At 50.6% G+C, this 20,401-nt stretch carries 20 protein-coding genes; 2 read left to right on the top strand and 18 right to left on the bottom strand.

Annotated elements, in window-relative coordinates:
* Nucleotides 1-40 precede the first annotated feature (40 nt).
* The 12 genes from GM556_RS02100 to GM556_RS02045 form a co-directional block, all read right to left on the bottom strand.
* Nucleotides 41-1,471 carry an amino acid permease gene (locus GM556_RS02100; protein WP_155572877.1) on the bottom strand — a complete coding sequence of 477 codons (1,431 nt, stop codon included), beginning with the start codon at nucleotides 1,469-1,471 and terminating at the stop codon, nucleotides 41-43.
* Nucleotides 1,472-1,601: 130 nt separating this feature from the next.
* Nucleotides 1,602-3,131 (bottom strand): hypothetical protein, encoded by a 1,530-nt coding sequence (locus GM556_RS02095; protein ID WP_230873247.1) that lies wholly within the window; start codon nucleotides 3,129-3,131, stop codon nucleotides 1,602-1,604.
* A gap of 250 nt (nucleotides 3,132-3,381) precedes the next feature.
* Nucleotides 3,382-4,911 (bottom strand): alginate export family protein, encoded by a 1,530-nt coding sequence (locus tag GM556_RS02090; RefSeq protein WP_230873246.1) that lies wholly within the window; start codon nucleotides 4,909-4,911, stop codon nucleotides 3,382-3,384.
* Between the two features lie 176 nt (nucleotides 4,912-5,087).
* On the bottom strand, nucleotides 5,088-6,128 hold the full coding sequence (locus tag GM556_RS02085) for an SDR family oxidoreductase (protein ID WP_155579131.1): 1,041 nt from the start codon (nucleotides 6,126-6,128) through the stop codon (nucleotides 5,088-5,090).
* A gap of 87 nt (nucleotides 6,129-6,215) precedes the next feature.
* Nucleotides 6,216-7,457 (bottom strand): glutamate-5-semialdehyde dehydrogenase, encoded by a 1,242-nt coding sequence (locus GM556_RS02080; protein WP_155579130.1) that lies wholly within the window; start codon nucleotides 7,455-7,457, stop codon nucleotides 6,216-6,218.
* Nucleotides 7,458-7,482: 25 nt separating this feature from the next.
* Complete coding sequence (locus tag GM556_RS02075) at nucleotides 7,483-8,133, bottom strand: invasion associated locus B family protein (RefSeq protein ID WP_196424756.1); 651 nt, start codon at nucleotides 8,131-8,133, stop codon at nucleotides 7,483-7,485.
* Nucleotides 8,134-8,168: 35 nt separating this feature from the next.
* On the bottom strand, nucleotides 8,169-8,855 hold the full coding sequence (locus GM556_RS02070; RefSeq protein ID WP_155579128.1) for a hypothetical protein: 687 nt from the start codon (nucleotides 8,853-8,855) through the stop codon (nucleotides 8,169-8,171).
* A 116-nt stretch (nucleotides 8,856-8,971) separates the two neighbouring features.
* Nucleotides 8,972-9,331: an invasion associated locus B family protein gene (locus GM556_RS02065; protein ID WP_196424755.1), complete on the bottom strand. Its 360-nt coding sequence runs from the start codon at nucleotides 9,329-9,331 to the stop codon at nucleotides 8,972-8,974.
* A 24-nt stretch (nucleotides 9,332-9,355) separates the two neighbouring features.
* On the bottom strand, nucleotides 9,356-9,589 hold the full coding sequence (locus tag GM556_RS02060) for a hypothetical protein (protein ID WP_155579126.1): 234 nt from the start codon (nucleotides 9,587-9,589) through the stop codon (nucleotides 9,356-9,358).
* 135 nt (nucleotides 9,590-9,724) lie between these two features.
* Nucleotides 9,725-9,982 (bottom strand): invasion associated locus B family protein, encoded by a 258-nt coding sequence (locus GM556_RS08590; protein ID WP_370513579.1) that lies wholly within the window; start codon nucleotides 9,980-9,982, stop codon nucleotides 9,725-9,727.
* Nucleotides 9,983-10,014: 32 nt separating this feature from the next.
* On the bottom strand, nucleotides 10,015-10,317 hold the full coding sequence (locus GM556_RS02050; RefSeq protein WP_155579124.1) for a hypothetical protein: 303 nt from the start codon (nucleotides 10,315-10,317) through the stop codon (nucleotides 10,015-10,017).
* 137 nt (nucleotides 10,318-10,454) lie between these two features.
* Nucleotides 10,455-10,994: an HdeD family acid-resistance protein gene (locus tag GM556_RS02045; RefSeq protein ID WP_155572869.1), complete on the bottom strand. Its 540-nt coding sequence runs from the start codon at nucleotides 10,992-10,994 to the stop codon at nucleotides 10,455-10,457.
* A gap of 158 nt (nucleotides 10,995-11,152) precedes the next feature.
* On the opposite strand from GM556_RS02045, the gene gpmA reads away from it, so the two are divergent.
* The gene (gene gpmA / locus GM556_RS02040) at nucleotides 11,153-11,860 is read left to right on the top strand and encodes a 2,3-diphosphoglycerate-dependent phosphoglycerate mutase (RefSeq protein ID WP_155579123.1); all 708 of its coding nucleotides are present in this window, start codon (nucleotides 11,153-11,155) and stop codon (nucleotides 11,858-11,860) included.
* 12 nt (nucleotides 11,861-11,872) lie between these two features.
* Here gpmA and GM556_RS02035 read toward each other — a convergent pair whose 3' ends face one another.
* The 5 genes from GM556_RS02035 to GM556_RS02015 all read right to left on the bottom strand — a co-directional run bounded on the left by GM556_RS02035 (nucleotide 11,873) and on the right by GM556_RS02015 (nucleotide 17,151).
* Nucleotides 11,873-12,754 (bottom strand): GIY-YIG nuclease family protein, encoded by an 882-nt coding sequence (locus tag GM556_RS02035; RefSeq protein ID WP_155579122.1) that lies wholly within the window; start codon nucleotides 12,752-12,754, stop codon nucleotides 11,873-11,875.
* 169 nt (nucleotides 12,755-12,923) lie between these two features.
* Complete coding sequence (locus tag GM556_RS02030) at nucleotides 12,924-14,147, bottom strand: SMP-30/gluconolactonase/LRE family protein (protein ID WP_196424573.1); 1,224 nt, start codon at nucleotides 14,145-14,147, stop codon at nucleotides 12,924-12,926.
* Nucleotides 14,148-14,231: 84 nt separating this feature from the next.
* Nucleotides 14,232-15,296, bottom strand: coding sequence for an asparaginase (locus GM556_RS02025; RefSeq protein ID WP_230873245.1), 1,065 nt, complete (start codon nucleotides 15,294-15,296; stop codon nucleotides 14,232-14,234).
* A gap of 63 nt (nucleotides 15,297-15,359) precedes the next feature.
* The gene (locus GM556_RS02020; RefSeq protein WP_155572865.1) at nucleotides 15,360-16,577 is read right to left on the bottom strand and encodes a hypothetical protein; all 1,218 of its coding nucleotides are present in this window, start codon (nucleotides 16,575-16,577) and stop codon (nucleotides 15,360-15,362) included.
* A 58-nt stretch (nucleotides 16,578-16,635) separates the two neighbouring features.
* Nucleotides 16,636-17,151: a hypothetical protein gene (locus tag GM556_RS02015; RefSeq protein WP_155572864.1), complete on the bottom strand. Its 516-nt coding sequence runs from the start codon at nucleotides 17,149-17,151 to the stop codon at nucleotides 16,636-16,638.
* Nucleotides 17,152-17,482: 331 nt separating this feature from the next.
* On the opposite strand from GM556_RS02015, the gene GM556_RS02010 reads away from it, so the two are divergent.
* Nucleotides 17,483-18,988, top strand: a complete 1,506-nt coding sequence (locus GM556_RS02010) for a globin-coupled sensor protein (protein ID WP_155579121.1) — start codon at nucleotides 17,483-17,485, stop codon at nucleotides 18,986-18,988.
* Between the two features lie 104 nt (nucleotides 18,989-19,092).
* Here GM556_RS02010 and GM556_RS02005 read toward each other — a convergent pair whose 3' ends face one another.
* Nucleotides 19,093-20,214 carry a glycerol dehydrogenase gene (locus GM556_RS02005; RefSeq protein WP_155579120.1) on the bottom strand — a complete coding sequence of 374 codons (1,122 nt, stop codon included), beginning with the start codon at nucleotides 20,212-20,214 and terminating at the stop codon, nucleotides 19,093-19,095.
* Nucleotides 20,215-20,401 lie beyond the last annotated feature (187 nt).

Below are 20,401 nucleotides of genomic sequence, written 5' to 3'. Positions count from 1 at the left end.
TGGAAGGAAGCCCCCTCCATCCCTATTCCTTATGCCTAACTTAGGCGTTACCGTCTTTAGACTCTTCGTCCTTTGTCTCTTCCTCCGTCACCACAGGCTCGGAGATAGCGACAGGGGCCAAACGGCTCGCAAAGTTACATGCCATGAGATAGCACACCACAGCTGTACCAAGGGAGGCAAAAGCCGTTTCCCGCTCGCCGGGATTAATCAACATGGCGACAAACACCAAGATGATAGCAATCAACGAGGCAATACTCAGATACGGATAGAGCATCATGGTAAAATGCTCACTCGTCCCTGCACGCTTACTACGCCCACGCAGAACAATATAAGATGTGGCAATAAGCGCGTAGGTTAAGAGGATTAACCCACCACTACAGTTCAGCAAGAAGCCGAAAATCTCACTCGGTGCGAAGATGGAGGAGAACGCCACCAACAACCCAGCAATAGAGCTGATCGTAATCGCCATACGCGGGGCTTTATCTGGTGCAGAGCGCACAAGGAAGGCCGGGGCGTCACCCTGAATCGCCAACTCTGTCAGGATACGAGAGGTGATGTACATGCTGGAGTTCAAGCAGGACAGAACGGCACTCAAGATAGCAATCTGCATAATGAGCGCAGCACCCGGCACACCCATAACCTTCAACACAGCCACGAAGGGGGATTTACCCGGATAAAGGCTCCACCACGGCACGATCATTGTAATCAAGCAGATGGAGGAGACATAGAACATCATAATCCGCAAGCCGAGTGTCCGTGTCACGCGGGAGACGTTCTCCCCCGGGTCGGATGTTTCAGCCGCCGCAACGGTGGAAATCTCAGACCCCATCATGGTGAACAACACCGTTGGCACAAGGGCAAGCAGCGGCACAATACCATTAGGGAACAAACCACGGCGACCAAAGAGATTCTCATGCACGGACACACCATGACCAAAAACATGCAGGACATAAAGCAATGCCAACAAGATAAAGGCCACAATGGTGAACACTTTGATGCTGGAAAGCCAGAACTCACATTCACCAAAAATCTTTGGCGCAAAGAAGTTCACCAGCTTCATGCTGATGATGAGCAGGACAGACAACACCCAGACAGGCAGATGGATCCAATCCCGCAGCATCATGGCCCCAGCGATAGCCTCCGAGCCAATCACCACCACCCAGAAAAACCAGTAAAGCCAGCCAGAGGCAAAGCCGATCCGATCCCCATGGGCAAGACGAATATATTCCACAAAGGAGCCACGGCCCGGGTCACTCACGACAATCTCGCCCAGCATGCGCATGATCGCCATGATTAAGAAGCCCACAGCAACGAAAACGAGCGCAATGCCCGGTCCCGCCTTTGCTATAGCCGCACTACTCCCGACAAAAAGTCCCGCGCCAATCACACCGCCCAGGGCAATCATCGCGATATGACGACTCGAAAGTCCTTTATCCTCGGACACGGTTTGATCGCTAGTTGGTTCCTTCATGAAAAGGTCCTTATGATAGTTGGCTGTACGGGGCACCCAGTAAAAAAGATGAACACTCCGCTACGGTAACCCATTTTGTGACATCTCCCGACAAAATGGAAGGCAGAACAGAAGAAAAGCCCGTATTGCCCTAAAAATGCCGGTAAAAATAAAGTTCCAGAACGCCTGATGTCCCATGCATGGGCGGAACATTCATCCCACTAGGGATCCCTGCTTTTGCAAGAGCCTTACCCCCAGGACCTGCAAATGCGGCCCCTCCTGTAATGGCTCCAGATGTATTGGCATCAAACGAATATTCAGCAGAAAAATCAACCTCATCCGACATATGCCGCCCTACCGTACTCGGCAGGCCAGAGCCACTGGGATAGAGAAAAGAAAGGTCATAGAAATGCAGACCCAACTTTAATTCATCGCCTTTGCGTAATAAATGGATTGGGGGCACGCCTGTCAAGTCCACCTGATGAATTTCCATATTCGAGAGCGGAGCAAGATACATGCCTGTAATCTCTCCCGGCCAATATCCGCCATAAGTATAGCGGCGACCATCATAGAGAAAATATGTATCATAATTATGTTTTGTCCGGCTATGAGGGTTCTTCCCTCCACTAAAGCGCGTGTAACGGTAGAATATATGGGGCTTCCATGGCAGAGATGTAAACGTATATCCCGGCTCTATATAGGTTGCATAGGCGCTAACACCCTTATAACCATTACCTGCATGGCTATTTTGTTCAGAAACAAATGTCCCATATAAGGAGAAATGCTTGTCAATGCCCCATGTTTTTACAGGAATGAACGTCCCACCCCAACTGAGCTGCGTAACATTCATCCCCTGCCGGTCCGCACGGTTTGCGTAGTCATAAGCGGCCCCAATATTCGCCTTACGCACATGAAAATACGCTAACGTAATATAGGCCGCCCTATCCTCATAAACTGCACCACCGTTACCACCCTCTTTGCTGCGAAAAAGGGTAACATCAAACCCCTCAAACTTCGTCTCCGGGCGGTCATTATTGCGAGTCTGATTGTTATTAGTGTTATTCTCCAGCATAAACGCATCGGCACGGATATGCTTACCTTGATATTTAATCACCCCAGGTCCTGCAAAAGCAAAACGCGGCGCATACCACCACGCCCCGCGGTCCCCAGAGCTATAAGCCCCCTTCCCCACAAGAAAACCATCATCAATCTGGAACTTTTGCCGCCCTCCTTCGATGATCAGCTTTTGGTCTTTATTAAACGGTATATCGACCCCCAAATTAGCTTCCTCCAACGTAATCGCCCGCGGCGTACGCGTGGTTTGGGAGAGGCTTTCTGCATCCCCATCGCCTAAGGTTGTCGAGCCAATCGCCGATGCTTGACCAAAGACCGTAAAGCCCCACGGGGTCTTCCATTGCCCTGAGAGAATTGGCTTGCCATAGAGCTCCGCATAGGTCGTATCTTGAATCAACGCATAACCGCCTGAGCGGCGTTGCCTATAAGAACCCGCACCGTAATTCGTATTGGGTAGAAAAAACGCATCCCCGCCAATATCCAACCCGGCTTTAATCGTAACATTCTTACTCTCAATAAGTGTCTGATCTGCATAAGCGTCAGAAACTGCATAGACATTGCCTAATGCGGCCAGAGAGATAAGCAATCTCCGCAATTTTGATGCCATATTCAAACCTTTTTGGGGTACTTTGTCGCTCTTTTATTACAGGATAATCTAACTCTGTCTATATCATGACATAATTAGTTATTAATTAAACCTATAATTACTCATCTATATATAAAGTTATTCTTTTATTATTGTAGAATGTAGGTTTTTGTTTATCAGCCGTTAATGCCCTGTTCCCCGTGCCTCTTCCTCTCTTTGAAAGCACTATGGGTACGGCCTTTCCCGTATGAAAATTACCTCTCAAAAAATCTCAAAAATGTTTATAAAAATATAACTCCACCACGCCAGACGCCCCATGTACCCCCGGCATCGTCTGCCCAGCAGGCACACCAGCACGCACTAAAGCTCGCCCTGCTGGACCAGAAAAAGCCGCCCCCGCAGCAATCGCACCTGATGTATTAGCGTCCAACGCATATTCGGCAGAGATATTCACCTCATCAGACATACGCCGTTTTGTCCCCGCTGGCAGCCCTGCCCCGGTAGGATAAAGATAAGCGAGGTCATAAAAATGCAGGCCAAGCTTTAGCTCGTCATCCTTCTTCCATAAATGAACAGGCGGCACACCTGTAATATCAAATTGCTGAATCTCCATATTAGATAAAGGCGAGAGATTATTACCTACAATCTCACCCGGCCAATAGCCGCCATAAGTATAGCGCGCGCCATCATATAAAAAGAAAGTATCGTAATTATGCTTTGTCCGGCTATGTAAATCCCTTCCGCCACTAAAGCGTGTATAACGGTAGAATATATGAGGCCGCCAAGGTGCATTTGCAAATGTATAGCCGGGCTCTACATATACAGCATAAGCACTTACACCCTTATAGCCATTGCCTGCATGGCTATTCTGCTCCGAGACAAAATTGCCGTAAAATGTGATATTCTTTGTAAAAGGATGAGCCTTCATCGCAAAGGGTGTCCCGCCCCAGCTAAGAGCTACGACATTCATCCCCTGCCTATCTGCCCTATTGGAGTAATCATAGGCCACACCTTTATCCGCATGACGCACATAAAAATAGGTCAGCGTAATATAGGCGGCTCTATCACCATAAGTAGAGGCCCCATCGCCCCCCGGCTTACTGCGGAATAACGTAACATCAAACCCAACAAACTTTGTTTCTGGCTTATCATTTCCATAAGTCTGGCGGTTATTACTATTATTCTCCAACATAAATACATCAGAGCGTAAAGATTTCCCCTCATATTTAATGACCCCCGGGCCAGAAAAAGCAAAACGTGGCGCATACCACCACGCCCCTCTCTCACCGGAGCTATAGGCCCCCTTCCCCATCAAGAACCCATCATCAATTTGGAACTTCTGCCGCCCGCCCTCAATAATCAGCCGCTTTGTTTTCGTGAGAGGGATTTTGACACCAAGATTTGCATCCTCAAGATTCACCTGCCGTGGTGTGCCAGAGGTTTGGCTCACACTCTCTGCATCACCATCGCCAAGGGTGGTAGAGCCAATGGCTGAAACTAGCCCAAAAACTGAAAATCCCCACGGTGTCTTCCATGTGCCAGAAAGCATAGGCTGGCCATAAAGCTCCCCAAGGCTGACATTCTTTGTGCGTGTATAGTACCCCCCTTTATGAGGCGCGTAAGAACCTGTCGCAAAATTAGCATTAGGGAAATAAAACGCATCGCCACCAATATCTAATGCAGCATTGATGGTGATATCTTTACGAGAAAACAGCGTGAGATCAGCATAAGCTTTGGGAAAAGGGATGATCGTGACCGCCATAAACGCTGCATAAAGCAGTTCCCGCGTTTTTACCGCCATGACTATCCTTCTCTCGGTCTCCTTGGCGGCTCTATTACAGCATGTTCGCTCGACAATCCAGAGAATGTTACAGAAGCGAAAAAATATCTCGCTCTATCCTCCTCTCACCCCAAAGCTCCCCTGCAAGGGGGGCAACCATACAGGCTGCCACCACATTGCATAAGCGGCATCAAACCTTACCCCGGTATGCCATCACCGCCAGTAATACCCCAAACTTGTCCCGTCACATAGCTGCTCTCTTGAGACGCCAGCGTGACATAAACCGGGGCAATCTCCACCGGCTGACCAGGGCGATGATAAGGCGTCTCCTCCCCAAAATGTTGCACAACTGATTGCGGCTGTGCCCCGCATACTTGGAGAGGCGTCCAAAATGGTCCCGGTGCCACAGCATTCACCCGGATGCCACGTGGGAGAAGCTGCCGGGCTAAGCTATGGGTCATATTGGCTATACCGGCCTTCGTCATCGCATAATCAACCAAAATCGGGTTAGGCTGATACGCATTGCGGGAGGTCGTATTAATAATCGCACTACCCTTTGGCATATGCGGGATGGCCGCTTTTACAAGCCAAAAGAGTGCGTAAAGATTCGTCTTGACTGTCCAGTCAAACTCCTCAGTCGTAAGCTCAAGAATATCCTCACAATAATGCTGCCGCCCTGCATTATTAACCAGAATATCCAACCCACCCAGCGCATCGACCGCTTTATGTATGATGGTCTGGCAGGTTGCTTCCTTACGAATATCACCCGGCAATAACACGGCTTTTCGCCCAGCTTGACGGATAAGAGCCTCAACCTCACGCGCATCACTTTCCTCTTGCGGCAAGTAGCTGATAGCAACATCGGCCCCCTCGCGCGCATAAGCAATCGCCACGGCCCGCCCAATGCCGGAATCCCCACCAGTGATCAACGCCTTACGTCCCGCAAGCCGACCGGAGCCTTGATAATGCGCCTCCCCACAATCTGGGCGAGGGGTCATCGCACTTTGCAGGCCGGGCCAATTCTGTGGTTGTTGCGCAAAAGGGGGAGCGGGATAACGCGTCACAGGGTCCAATAACCCCCCTGCCTCGTGCGTCTGCATGACAGACGGCCCCGCCGCAGCTTGAGCGGATGAGAATAAGGAAAGTGACCCCAAAGCGGCAACCCCAGAGACAAAACTCCGCCTATCAACAGCCCGTTGATGCTCGGTTTGGCGGGCATCTTTTACAATGCGTGACATAGAGGCTCCTTCCTCAACGAACGTTTCTAAAACATCCCCTACCCTCTTCTTTCCTCAAGAGGAGGTCAAGCATCCCTTATCTCATCATTATGGCCGTATATGCCCCGCCCCATGCACCTCATAACGGTAACTCGTTAGTTGAAAAGGCCCAATCGGCCCGCGTGGTATGGCACGCTCTGCCACAATCGCCACCTCTCCCCCAAGGCCGAACTCCCCACCATCGCTAAACTGGGTCGAGCTATTCCACATCACAATAGCACTCGGAATACGCGCCATAAAATAACGCGCTACGGCTTCATCCTCTGTCAAAATTGCTTCAGTATGGTGGGAGGAAAAACGTGCAATATGCGCTAGGGCCTCGTCAATATTGGCCACAACAGCGATATTAAGCACTTTATCCAACCATTCTGTCGCAAAGTCTTCCTCTGTTGCCGCAGGCAAGGTTGGCAGAAGGGCACAGGCGGCCTCATTCGCGCGAAAGCTACAGCCCTCTGCGCCGAGGTCTGCTACAATCAACGGGAGAAGCTGCGGTGCAATGGCAGCATCTATTAAGAGCGTTTCTGTCGCCCCACATATGCCGGGGCTACGCAGCTTGGCATTACGCAGCACACGCCTTGCCATCATAGGCTCTGCCGCCGCATGAATGTAGCTATGGCACAACCCTGCCGCATGCGCCAAAACCGGCACGCGTGATTCCCGCTTGATACGCTCTGTCAAAGCGCGATCGCCACGGGGAATGATGAAATCAACCAACCCAACAGCCTGCAATAAGGCCGCACGCTGTGCCGCATCCCCATGTGGAATGAGAAGAACGGCATCTTCTGGCAAGCCCGCCTGTCGCAAGCCACGCTGAATCACTTCATGAAGGGCCTGCATACTATGGGCACTCTCCGCCCCACCGCAAAGCAGTATCGCATTACCTGACCAAAGGCTTTGTAATGCCGCATCCCAGCCTATCACCAAGCGATGCTCGAAGATTAAGCCTAACACCCCCAACGCTATGGCAACACGGCGGATTTTTAAGCCATTGGGCCGTTCCCATTCCCCAAGAACCTGCCCAACAGGGTCCTCCATCTCCGCAAGAGCCTCGGCCTTACGGGCCATCCCTTCCAAACGCTCATCTGTTAATGTTAATCGCGCTTGTAAAGAAGGACTAAGAGCAGGCCCGCCTATATCATGCTGGTTCGCTGCCAGCACAGCCGCCTTATCCGCCCGCAATGCAGCAGCTATATGGTACAGGGCGTCTTGACGCTGTTTTGTCGGGCTTAGAGCCACACTCTGAGCCGCTATCCGCGCACGCTGTGCGAGATGTTGCACCGTCATAGGCATGACCTATCTCCCTCCCTACCCTACATTAGGGGGCCAAGGCTCCTTGAGCGGTCCAGCTCTCAATCTCCCTCATCCCAAGCTGAATATCCGCTAAGGAAAAGCTGTAGGACCACGCCTCACCCTGCTTTGTTTGCGCGCTTAAATACCCCATTTGCCCCGTTGCTAGGGCCTGAAGCTGCTCAGCCGTCAAAGCCTGCTGCACCATGCAGCCCGTACCATCGCATGATTGTATCGTCAGCGGGATAGTCGTCCCTTGGTCAATACGGAGAGACGGCGCAGCCTGCATCCCAAATGGCAAGCGCGTGGGTAAGTTAAAGCTTATCTCCCATGGCTGTTGTGCCAAAGGGGCTGTCTTCATATTCGGTGTGGTGTGTGTAAAGAGGAGAAAACCGCTATCAATCGTTGTGCCGCTCATATGCTCAAGCTGAATAATGCAAAATTGCGTCACTTGTGGGCTGCCTTTGGCAGGATACGCACAGCCATAACGCCACGGCCCTGCAAAAGCGGACCGCGCAGCAACGCCCGGATGCTCTGCGGCCATAATCTCCGGCATGCCCCCACCTTTTTGCGTGACAGACGCAACAAGAGCCGCCTCATCCGCCCATGCTGGTACCGGCATAAAAAATACGAGCAATGCAGCAAGCACACCCCCAAACATATAACCATCATGCCGCATTTTCATTCCTTCCCACACCGCTCTCATACCCCCCCTTATGGCCCTGCTGCTTTTGGGGCCTCACAGGACTGACATTCCGGCTGCGTCTCAGTAAATCTGGTCACATTATCAAGCATGAACCGAAAGTTCATAAAGCCCAGATTGTAGAACCATTTTGTGCCATTCTTCAACGTCACTGTCAGATGGGCATGTTTTGCTTGTTTAAGAGATTGTACAAACGCGTTTGATACCTCGGGGCGAAACGCCGCTTTGCATTTCTTACCGTAACACACATCCCACCCTATTGCCATTGGTGGGCCGTGGTCCACCACAAGCTGTAGAGGGATGCTCTGGTCTGCCTCTACCATATCTGGGAAGATAACCAGCACAAACCATGGATGCTGCGACGATGGGGCTTCCTCACGCGCTAAGAATATCTCGCCACCTGATAAAAAATTATCTGTTACTGTCCCTCCCATAAAAGGACGACTAACCCAACATTTGTTAACGTTATTATGCCACTCTGGCGTCCCGGGGAGGCATCCCAACCCCCAGCTCCACCAGTTCCGCGCCAAACTCGTCCTTACCGCGCCTCTCACCTGCTCAGTACCTGTATCAAAAGGCAGATGAGGATTCCCCCAATCCACGCGCGCAAAAGCGTTGCTGCCCCAACATAAGAGGCAAGCCAAGAGGCCGCTCTTTACCAACGGCATTACCCTCTTTTGCAGAACAAAACGTACCATGATAGCCCCTTACAAAAACGCCCAGCCTTATAATGAAGGCTGGGTATCTCTATTTACGAGAGCATAGCCCCCAAATAATATGGGAGTTCGCAACCCACTCCATCATAATCCACATATTAGGGGATTAATTCACCATGCTCAATCCAGCTATCAACCTGTGTTAGACCTGTATTTACAACATCCAAAGAAAAGTCATAAGAATAGACTGTGCCGTTCTTCTGCTTTGCAGTGAAATGCGCCTGTTTTTTAGTCTTCAAAGCCTGAATAACAGCCTCCGGTATAGCCGGAATCCGTACGCTGCATCCTAAATCTGTACAAGACCGCCAATTAATAGACAAAGTCGGACCTTGCTCAATAACTAACTGAGCAGGCACGCTTTGGTCCACCGCCACAAATGCCGGGAAAACGACGGAAACCCCCCAAGGCTGCTGCACAATGGGTCGAGCCTTCATATCCGTTGTTTGACGTAAAAACATCACCATCCCATTTTTGCTAGTTTGCTAGGGGGTCTTACCTATGGCAAAAGCACGGCCTACCGTACATATCGTAGCACTTGCTGGACTAGCCTTACCCGGATAGACACACCCATACCCCCATGGACCCATTGTCATCGCTTTTTTCACAAAGCCGGGACTTGCTGGTACAGCATCAGGGGAGGTTCCTGCATGAGCATAAGAGCTACCAGCAAGACACACAGCCAGCGCGCATAGGCCGCCTTTTACAAAACGCATCATTCTTATCTTTATCCTTCTCATAGGCGTATTTTGCAACGGACGCTAACGCATTTACCCCGCAAAGCCAGCACTACACGCCCAATGCCTCTGCCTATATTCCTTAAAAACTCTGTTAGTTAATGCCTTAATGCACGATTAAGGGGTTAACTCACCATGCTCAATCCACTGGTTAATCTGTGTAATGCCCGTATTCACCCCATCCAGGGTAAAATCGTAAGACCATAGCGTGCCATCTTTCTGCTTCGCTATAAAACGCGCCTGCTTTCCCGCCTTCATTATCTGGAGAAAATCCTCATGGAGAACCCTAGCAATAGTCTGACATCCTAAAAAGCTACAAAACGCCCATGGAATTAAAACTTTATGCGTCTGATCTACCACAAGTTGCGCTGGCACTGTTTGGTCAACTGCCACAGCTCTGGGAAATATTACAAGAACCCCCCAAGATTGTTGGCGATCGGCTTCTGCGCCACATCAGACGTTACGCGCAAAAAGATTGCAGACCCACCAATAGCCCCCGCCAACACACCTGAACGAAAAGGCCCACCAACCCCACAACTAATTATATGAGCTTTGCCCGTTTTATCAGGGTACGCACAACCATACCCCCACGTCCCAATACGCGCTGACTTTGTAAGCAAACCGGCACGAACAGGTATTGGGGCCGGAGAGGCCGCATCCTCAACATAAGCAGCATGCCCCCCAATATAGCCAACAAGAAGAATGACCACAGCCCACATGCCATTCTTTATAGAGAGAGAACATTCCCCCGTTTTCACTCATCCGTCTCATACCCCTATATAAAGATACCCAGCCACTATGCGAGGCCGGGTATCTTTATACTTATGGTATGCCATCATCAACGCATTTAGAGCAAATGCTTCAGTAACGCGCTCCGGTAAATCAAAGAAAAACCCCAGAAAATCAAACTAATCGCTACATAAAAGCCTAAAGCAGCCTGTGCGGTGATGGGGTTTAAGCACAGCAGCATCACACCGAGAACGATATTCACTAACGCATCAATCGCCATAAAACCACGGCCATAGGGAGAGGCCCCCATACCTGCAAGCTCCATCACACCACGGACGATGAACCAAGCGGCGATCCACACCGTTAAACCAATCGCGGCACCAATCGGATTAAAGAAAATCAGACCCGCTAGGACGATAAAACATATCCCCAAAAGCCCATCAAGCATTTTGCGCTCCATGGCATTACGGCGGAAGACATCAACCAATGTACAAATCCCTGCCACGAACAATAAAGCAGCTACCAAAGCGGTAAGAGAGATGAAGGTCAGTACCGGGGTCACTGCCATCACAAGACCTGCGATAACAATCAATATCCCCATAATCAGGCCGGAATTACCTTCCCGCTGTAGTAATGAGTCGTCTTTCTTCTCAATCATGAATGGCGTCCTTCTATATCATCACATATTCTGCATGGCGCATCCTTAACCATCTGGCAAGTATGAGAAGCCATGCATGATAGGCGGGGCATTCTCTCTTGGCGTCCCCTATAATCCTCTTGTAGCGTTACAGCCCCAACCATTAAGAGGAAGGCCCCATGACCCATGCAAGACTCGTGCTCATGCGCCACGGGCAAAGCCTTGGTAATCATGCTAATCTCTTCACCGGATGGTATGATTTAGACCTCTCCCCCGCAGGTCATGAAGAAGCCAGAAGAGCAGGCCGCCTGATGCGCGCGCATGGCTTCCAGTTCCATGCAGCTCATTGCTCTATGCTCAAACGCACCATCCATACTTTATGGCATTGCTTGGATGAGCTGAACCAAACATGGCTCCCCGAACATAAAAGCTGGCGGCTAAATGAACGTCATTACGGTGCCCTACAAGGGCTGGAGAAAAACGATATTATTGCCCGCTATGGGGCTGAGCAGGTCCAGCAATGGCGGCGCGGCTTTGCCATTACCCCACCGGAAGTTGGGGAAAACAGCCCCCATTATCCCGGCCATGACCCGCGCTATGGCAGCCTCCCCCGCGCTGACCTCCCCAAAGGAGAGAGCCTCGCTACGACCATAAAGCGCGTCCTTCCTTATTGGCAAAACACACTCCGCCCCAGCTTACAGGCGGGGCAATCCCTACTTGTCATCACCCATGGGACGGTTATGCGCGCGCTCATCAGTCAACTAAACAGCCTCAGCCCGGCAGAAACCTGCACGCTAGAACTCCCCACCGGCACCCCGCTCGTCTATGAGTTTAAAGCCGATGGTCAAACAGAACGCGCTTATTACTTAAAGGCGCAAGACGAATAATGCACCTTCACTTTACTCCCTGACACATTCCGACAATGTGTGCCCTGTCTCGTCCTTCCATTCTATCCATCCATTTGCTGCACGCCCCAATAAAAAACTAGCGGCAGGGGATGGATTTGTAAAAACTCTATCTTGCATTAACCGTAATTTCTGCCCCTCCCACTTCAATATCCCTTCCTTAATAGCCCTCTCTCGTTGTGCGACACAGCTCGGGGAATAAGCCCTCAAACCCTTTGATTCTACTCGCCCGTAAGAGCCTTTAAGAACGACCATCCCCTCTTCCGTATAAATACCGCACCCTTCCACGCCATCTCCTCGGCAGAAAAATAATTTCTCTACCTCAGAAAGCTTCTCATCCTCTCTCACCTGCCCTTTAGCGACACTCCTTTTCAATTTTAGTTCAAAAAGAGGATACCCTAGGGTTGTCAATAAAATATCAATCGTTCCAAATAACTCTACACATTCGGCTTTTATAGAAGGATGAACTTGCGGCAAAATACCCGTATTACCGTTGCTCAATATGTAACGTTCCACCTCTTTTGTTTTTTGTATCGCCATTGCTTCCAGAAAGCGACCATGTGCTACATTCAAGCTCTCCGCACGCGATACAACCACCACTGCTTTATTCCAAAAATCCTTACTCCTATTATGCTCTTTTAATCGCTCACCTAGCCGCTCTGTTTGCCCTATATAAACTTGGGGATGTTCTGTTTGTTCATCTTCACCAAACAAAAAATAAAGCCCCACAGCTTGAGCTTCTGACATCCTCATAAAACGATCCAGCTGCGCCCTTGGAATCTCAATGACATTTACAAGGCGGGTCGTCACCCAGGCCACACGAAGACTTTGCGGATTACCAAATGGCAAAAAGACCTGAATTGTTTGAGGGTGCATTATTGTCACTCCCTATCCTCTCTAAGAAGTAACGTCATGTACAGAGTATGACACATATGCTTCTCCCCACCTATCCACAGCCTCATCCCCACATCATCCACTATTTCATCCGCCAAAATTGTGGGTAACTCCGTTGGAGCGTGGGACACATGGGGCATGGGAAAAAGCATTAGCAATACCCTGCCCCTTGGGTTGCCGTCACGAGGCTAAAGAGGGCCGTGCCACAGCACATATATAGGATATTCCGTTTCGGCCCACCAAAAGTGAGGTTGGAGCAGCCAATGGGCAAACGAATACGGCCTATCATCTTTCCTTCTGGGTTATAAATCAGCACACCGCACAGCCCTAACGGCCCCCATGCCCCGCACCAAAGATTACCCTCCACATCGGCACGGAGACCATCAGGGCGCATCGGATGGCCTGCTACGGTGAAATCCGTAAAAATCCGTCCATTTACCGGGCGGCCCTGCTTTATATCGAACACATGGATGCTGTGGTCTGGCAAGGGCGGTTGCGCACCCAAAGCAACACCTGATGAAACCACATAAAGCTTTGTGCCATCAGGTGAGAAGCAAAGCCCATTAGGGCCAGCAACATCCTTTTGGGATAGTACAGCCTCTATCTTGCCTGTCTGCCCATCAATGCGGAATGTATGGTCCTCCTGCCGCTGCAACCCGCCATATTGGCTTGTCAGCTCAGCATCCAAATAAGGATTCAGATGCCGATGAGGGTTTGCTGGCCCCTCCGCATCAGCATGGCCTTCTACCACACCATCCCCATAGCCGGGGTCGGTAAACCAGATGCCCCCATCAGGGGCTACGACAACATCATTAGGAGAGTTAAGCGGCTTACCGCGATACCGGTCGGCCAAGACGCTTGCTCTGCCATCATGCTCCCAACGGATAACACGGCGCATCCCATGCTCGCAGGTAATTAACCGGCCTTCTTCATCAAATGTATTGCCATTAGCATTATAGCTCTCCCGGCGATACACGCTGATATGCCCTTGCGGCCCATCCTCTGGATCATACCGATATTGCCGGCTTGCAAGCGTATCACTAAGTAGGAGGAACCGCCCAACCGTACACCATGCAGGCCCCTCCAACCAGCCAGCCCCTTGCCATACACGCTGTAAAGGGGCGTTGCCGTAATTCACCTGCCCAAAGGCGGGGTCCAAAACTAATATATCGGGGTCAGGCAGATTAACCGGCGGAGCCTCTGCCCCCCACGGGCGCGGGGGCATGCTCGTCACACTCAGCCCAGAGGCAATCGGCCCGATGGCCCGCCCTGCAATGGGGGTAGCCGCTAAACCCACAAGGCCACTCAACACACCACGCCGGGTTAAGCACATATGCCGCGCCCTCCTTTGTGACACCTTTGCTTTGATGCTCATGCCCTGCCCTCCTCATCTAAAATATTCGCCACCCTACCGCGGAAGGCTCCGGCTTATAAACTGATGAAGATGCAGGGCTGCTTCTCAATACCCGAAAGCAAAAGCCTGTTGCACATCTCCAACATCCCGCACATCTGCCGCTAAGAGAAGTTGGAGCAATATCCGAGCCTTTTGGGGGTTTAGGTCATATGATGCCACAAAATGATGCGCATTATCATCAACCTCTACATTCCGGTTAACAAACCCATCCCCCACATGGCTAGAGCGCACAACCACAAGCCCCGCTGCTACGGCACGGTCCAGTGCTTTCATAGCCGAGGCAGAGACATTGCCATCGCCCATCCCGGCAATCACAAGCCCTTTTACCCCTGCACGAATGGATTCATCAATCTGCCGTCCATCCATATCCGCATGAGCGTAAATCACATCAACAGCTGGCAAGCTCTGCTCTTTGGGGAGTGCCATCGCCAAACGCGAGCGCGGTGGGGCAAAAAAACGCACCGCTGCCGGGTCCACAATCCCAACAGGCCCTGCATGACGGGAGGTAAAGGTTTGCAACGCTGTGCTATCAGCCTTACTCACCCAATGGGCCGCATGGATTGTATCATTCAGCACCACCAACACACCCCGCCCGCGTGCGTGGGGATGGGTAGCGACCTGCACAGCCTCGTAAATATTCGCCGGACCATCCGCACTAATGGCTGAGCCAGGACGCATAGAACCTGTCATCACCACAGCTTGCTCATGATGCAACACAGTATCGAGGAAGAAGGCCGTCTCCTCCATCGTATCCGTGCCGTGGGTGATAACCACCGCATCCGCCTCATGATGAGCAAAGGCGGCATTAATCCGCTCTGCGAGACGGAACCAGACCGTATGATTCATATCCTGCGAGGGAATATTAGCAATTTGCTCCACCTGAAGATGCGCAAGCTTGTCCAGCCCCGGCACGTTCGCGATGAGTTGCTGTCCTGTTGCCGTCCCGGCATCATAACCAATGGCCGAGCGTGGGTCAGCCTTGCCCGCAATCGTGCCCCCTGTGGCTAAGATAAGAACACGCGGTAAGGGCCCCTGCCCTGTGCTTCCCCCGCCAGACGCAGGAGCGGCCGCCATAAGGCTTGTCCCCCAAGGTAACATCGTCAACACCATAAAAACTGCCCTTATGTAAGCTTTCATCCCCATAGCCCCCTTCATCATCAACACGCACCTCCCCTACACAAGGGCCACGATGAGCGGGCCCAGCAATGTGAGTAATACATTGGCAAGTGCATAAGTAATCGCAAACGGAATTGTAGGGCTACTATGACCCGCTTTGGCTAAAATCTCCCCAAAAGCAGGGTTAGAACTACGCGTCCCCGCTAAAGCCCCGGCAAAGAGAGCCACATTGCGGTAGCCTAACACAAAATAGCCAATCAATGCCGTAATCATGAGGGGGATAAGCGTTACCAGCCCCCCTAACAACAGCAACATAACCCCATGCTCTGCAATCACCGCCACGGCGCGTTGCCCAGTTTGCAGGCCCATCACTGCCACAAACCCCGCTAAGCCAAACATGCTCCAAAAGGCACAAACTGATGAGGGCATAGCCCCATAATGAGGGTGCCGCCCTTGCCACCAGCCAAACACCAAGCCCGAGAGCAACGCTCCGCCCCCGCTCCCTAATGTAAGGGGAATATCCCCCCAATGAACCACCACCAATCCCAGCAACAATCCCGCTGCAACGCCGAACATATTATAAACAAGGTCCGTCCCCACTGGCAGAATAACCGGCGGGATGGCTGAATGTTTTGACGTTTCTAGTACAGCATCCTCAGTAGGGGTAAGCCCTGTATTACGCGCATCCTCCGCTAAAGACCGGCCCATGCAAAAGGGCAGAATATTCACACAAAAAATAATTGTGCCGATAGAGCCAAAAATGTAGGTCACCGCATAACCAATGGCGACATTACCTTGTAATTGCTGTACTTGCGCTAAAGGCAGACCTAACTTTTCTAAGGCCGATCCCGCGGTGCCAATCATCGCAGATTGGGTCAATCCCCCAGCCGCTAAGCCCGCAGCCATCCCTTTATCTAAATGAAATAACCGGCCTAGGATAACAACCGTGCCAAGGCCGCTCATGGCCATAATCACCGCTAAGGCGATTTCCTTACAGGATTGCCGCCCTAAAGAGCGGAAAAAACCCGGCCCGCTGCGATAGCCCACCGCATAGATGAACAAGACAAAAAGGACCGTTTTGAGGTTGGAGCTAATCTGCACACCATATTGACTGAGCAAAACTGCGACTAATAAAGACCCTGCCACCCCACCAAGCTGGAAGGCTCCGACCTTTATACGCCCTACCAAATACCCCAACCCGATAGAGAGGAAAAAGGCCAGCTCCGGGCTTTCAGCAAATAAATGCGAAAGCCCAGAGGCTATAAAATGCAACATCCTAAACCCTTTTCCTCATCGGCTTAATAGGGGGCATAGCACTACCCCCTTGGCGTCGTTACTCCGCCGCTGTAAAAATTTCTTCTAAATGCTCAAGAGAAACTTTCTCCAAGCTATCGGAGATAGACTTCCCATCATGGTCGAGCTTCTCAATCTCATAAACCACAAAACCATCATTATCATAATGAACATGCGTGACGATAAAGCGATCACTCGCTTCGCCTTCCCCACGATGCTCCTCTGTCTTTTTAAGTATTTGTCCCTTTTGGAAGGGGAACTTCTCTAATTTTTCGTCATCAATTTGTCGGACAGCGTGGTTCCACTCTTTAAAAGTCTGCTTAATGACGGAATAAATCTCCGTAATATTGGGGAACTCTTCCACATCTTCCGTTGTCAAAACCTCAACTGTAGCAAGGTCAGACCCGAAATTGGCTTGGAGCTGATAAATGTCTGGGACCACCGTGCGGACAGCCTCCAAAACACGCTCAAGAAACTCTGGCCCATACATAGATGAGTTAAAATTCAACATCTTAGAACGATCAAGCGTAATAGTAATTTTGGCAGTTGTGGCCATAACGCCCTCCTGGATAAAAAATTGCCAACCTCATTTTACCAAATTGCTACCGCCCAGCACAGCCCCTACGCTCATAGAAAGGGCATTATACCCAAAAGGCCCCTCCCCCTTTCACGCCGCCATCACTATGAAGTAGATCATAGAAAAATAAATGTATTTTATCACATATATATAATAATCTTATTGTTAATTGTTAGGTAATAATTCCAAAAATATTAATAAATAACTTCATTTAATCTGAAAATATCCTATACCATCAAAAAATACTTTCAAAAAAATCTTATTCATTCATATTCCCCTCCAAAGCTGTAAAGAACGCTTGGAGTGTTTCATGCCAACAATCTCAACCGCCATCACTCACGACAATAAGCCTCTTGATGATTCTGTGAACCTACCGTCTCGCCTTCATTTTCTTGGTCTTACTGAAAAAGAATGCCAAATAATCCGGCGGATTGAGCCTTATATTACCAAAGCCATCCCTCATGCGTTGGATATTTTTTACGACCTTGTTGCTAAAGAACCAAAAACAAAAATATTCTTCTCTTCTAAACAACATATGCAACAGGCCAAACAGGCACAACTTGGCTATTGGCGTCATATTGCTCTGGCTAATTTTGGGACACAATTTGCCGATACAGTCCGGCGTGTTGGTAAAACCCATGCCCGCATTGGGTTAGAGCCCCGTTGGTATATTGGGGGCTATGCCGTTATTTTAAGCCACATTATCCAAGATGTTACCGCACAACTTGTCCCTGCTGTCCCTTTCTTACCGCCAAAACTCCCCCTACGGGAGCTTGCATCTTCTTTCGCCTGCCTCTTAAAAGCAGTCTTTTTAGATGTGGACCTCACTATCTCTATCTATATTGAGGAGACTAAGAGGAGCAATAAAGAAGAAATGGCAAAGCTTGATAACGCTATTGAGCAAGAGCGTCAGTTCATCACTCAAAGCTTCGGCCATATCATCAACGCATTAGCCGATAAAAACCTCTCCCTCTCTGTGGAAGGTGACCTCCCCACAACCTATCTCCCCATGCGCGATGACCTCAATCACGCCATCGCTACATTATGCCAAACCCTCAATATCATTAAGGAAACAACTGGCAGCATTGATAATACAGCCGATGAGATAAATAGTGCTGCCCGCGACCTTGCTCGCCGGACTGAAAAACAAGCGGCATCTGTCGAGAAAACAGCCGCCGCAGTGGAGCAAATCACCGCAACTGTGTCATCCACCGCCGCCCGCGTGTTAGAAGCTAATCACTTTGTGAAGGACTGCCAAACTGCCACAGAACATTTCGGCACGATGATTCACCGAGCCCATGAGGCAATGAAAGGAATCGAACGCTCTGCCGAAGCGGTGAATAAAATCACCAATGTGATCTCTAATATTGCCACCCAAACCAACCTCCTTGCCCTCAATACAGGGGTAGAGGCGGCTCATGCAGGAGAGGCGGGCAGCGGCTTCCGCGTGCTTGCCCAAGAAATCCGTAAATTAGCCAACCGTGTCGGTAACGCCTCTGAAGAAGTGAAAGAACTTATCAGCACATCCCAAAACCACGTCACCGCAGGCTCCAGTATTATGAAGGATGCCAGTAATGCCGTGGGTACTATCATCTCCAACGTGGCGAACATTAACTCACATCTCCAAGAAATTACTAAAGCTACATCCGAGCAAGCCTCCGCTTTGAAGGATGTAAATAGTGCCATTGCCACCATCGACCAAGGCACGCGGGAAAATGCCGCCATGGTGGAGGAGACATCCGCCGCAACTGCCAATATGGCCCAGCGTACACGCCAGCTCCGCCACCTACTAGGGGAGTTCACCCTACAGAACTAACCTAACACACCATATACATACCCATATAAAAAAAGCCCGGAGCATCTATCCCCGGGCCTTTTTGCAAGGAGGGTGGAAAACTACCCCCTTTATAGAGCAGAGCCTTATTTGCCCTGATGCTCTGCGCGATAACGCTCACCTAACGCATTAGCCGCTACCATAGCGTGATACACATCATCTGGCGTCACCTTAAAGGGTAGGTTCCCCATTGTGTCGTTCTTATCGCAAGCGATTTCAGCAACTTTGCGCCAATCTGCCTCAACAAACTCTTTTACGCCAAGTTCCTTCAGCGTCATGGGCAGGCCAGCAACCCGCACGACACGCAAGACTTCCTCAATCTCTTCCTTCGGCGCATTCTCAAGGACGAGCTGGGTCATCAAACCAAAGACCACTTTTTCACCATGCTGAGCGTGGTGGAGATCCTCAATCGCGGTCATACCGTTATGCACCGCATGGGCTGCAGCAAGGCCGCCTGTCTCCGCCCCGGTCCCACTAAGATAGATAGTCGCCTCGACCATCTCCTCCAAAGCGCGGGTCGGCACTTTATTGCGGACGGCATCCATAGCGAGATCCACATTCTTACAGACAAGGTCGTAACACATGCGTGCTAGGCCCAACCCTGTACGGGACGGACGCTTACAAGAAAGGTTCATCCCATCAGCCTGATGGCAAGCCCGTGCCTCAAAATAGGTAGAGAGCGCATCACCAATCCCCGCAGCGAAGAAGCGTACCGGTGCACTAGCGATCACACTTGTATCAGCCACCACAACATCAGGATTCTGCGGCAGGAAGAGATAACGGTCAAACTCACCGGACTCAGTATAAATCACTGCCAGAGCGATACAGGGGGCATCGGTAGATGCAATGGTCGGGTACAGGATGATAGGCAGTTTGTAGTAATGTGCCACAGCCTTACTGGTATCGAGTGTTTTACCACCACCAATACCCACGATGACATTCGCACCCTGCTTTTTGGCTAGCTCACCCAGACGTTTAATCTCGGCATCTGTACATTCGCGATTAAACTTCTCGGCCTTCCCCTTCAGCCCTGCTTTCTCCAGCCCTGCGACAGATTCCTTCTGCACGCGCTCAACGAAGAACTCATCGCTGATGATGAAGGCATTATCGCCGAAATCCTTTACAACATCATGTAGCTGGGCCAGCAGACCCGTACCGATGACAAATTTCTTAGGGGAAGCAACGGTGCGTGGGATATTGTTAACCATACTCAAACTCTCCTATCAAGCATATGAACAATGCTGAATACCCCCTTACGCTACGCCCTTCTTACGCGCTTGACTAGAGGGGGGAGCGTATTTCCCGGCATGACTGCATGTAGTGAACTGCATAGGTTTTTGACTATTACCCTTCTTTACCTGAAAAACTCTCCCTTTCCTTTAATAATGGGACGAA

Origin of the sequence: Bombella sp. ESL0378, assembly GCF_009725845.1 — a bacterium.
Taxonomy (GTDB): Bacteria; Pseudomonadota; Alphaproteobacteria; order Acetobacterales; family Acetobacteraceae; genus Bombella; species Bombella pollinis.
Note: the sequence above shows the minus strand (reverse complement) of the source record. Positions and strands in the feature narration are given on the sequence as shown.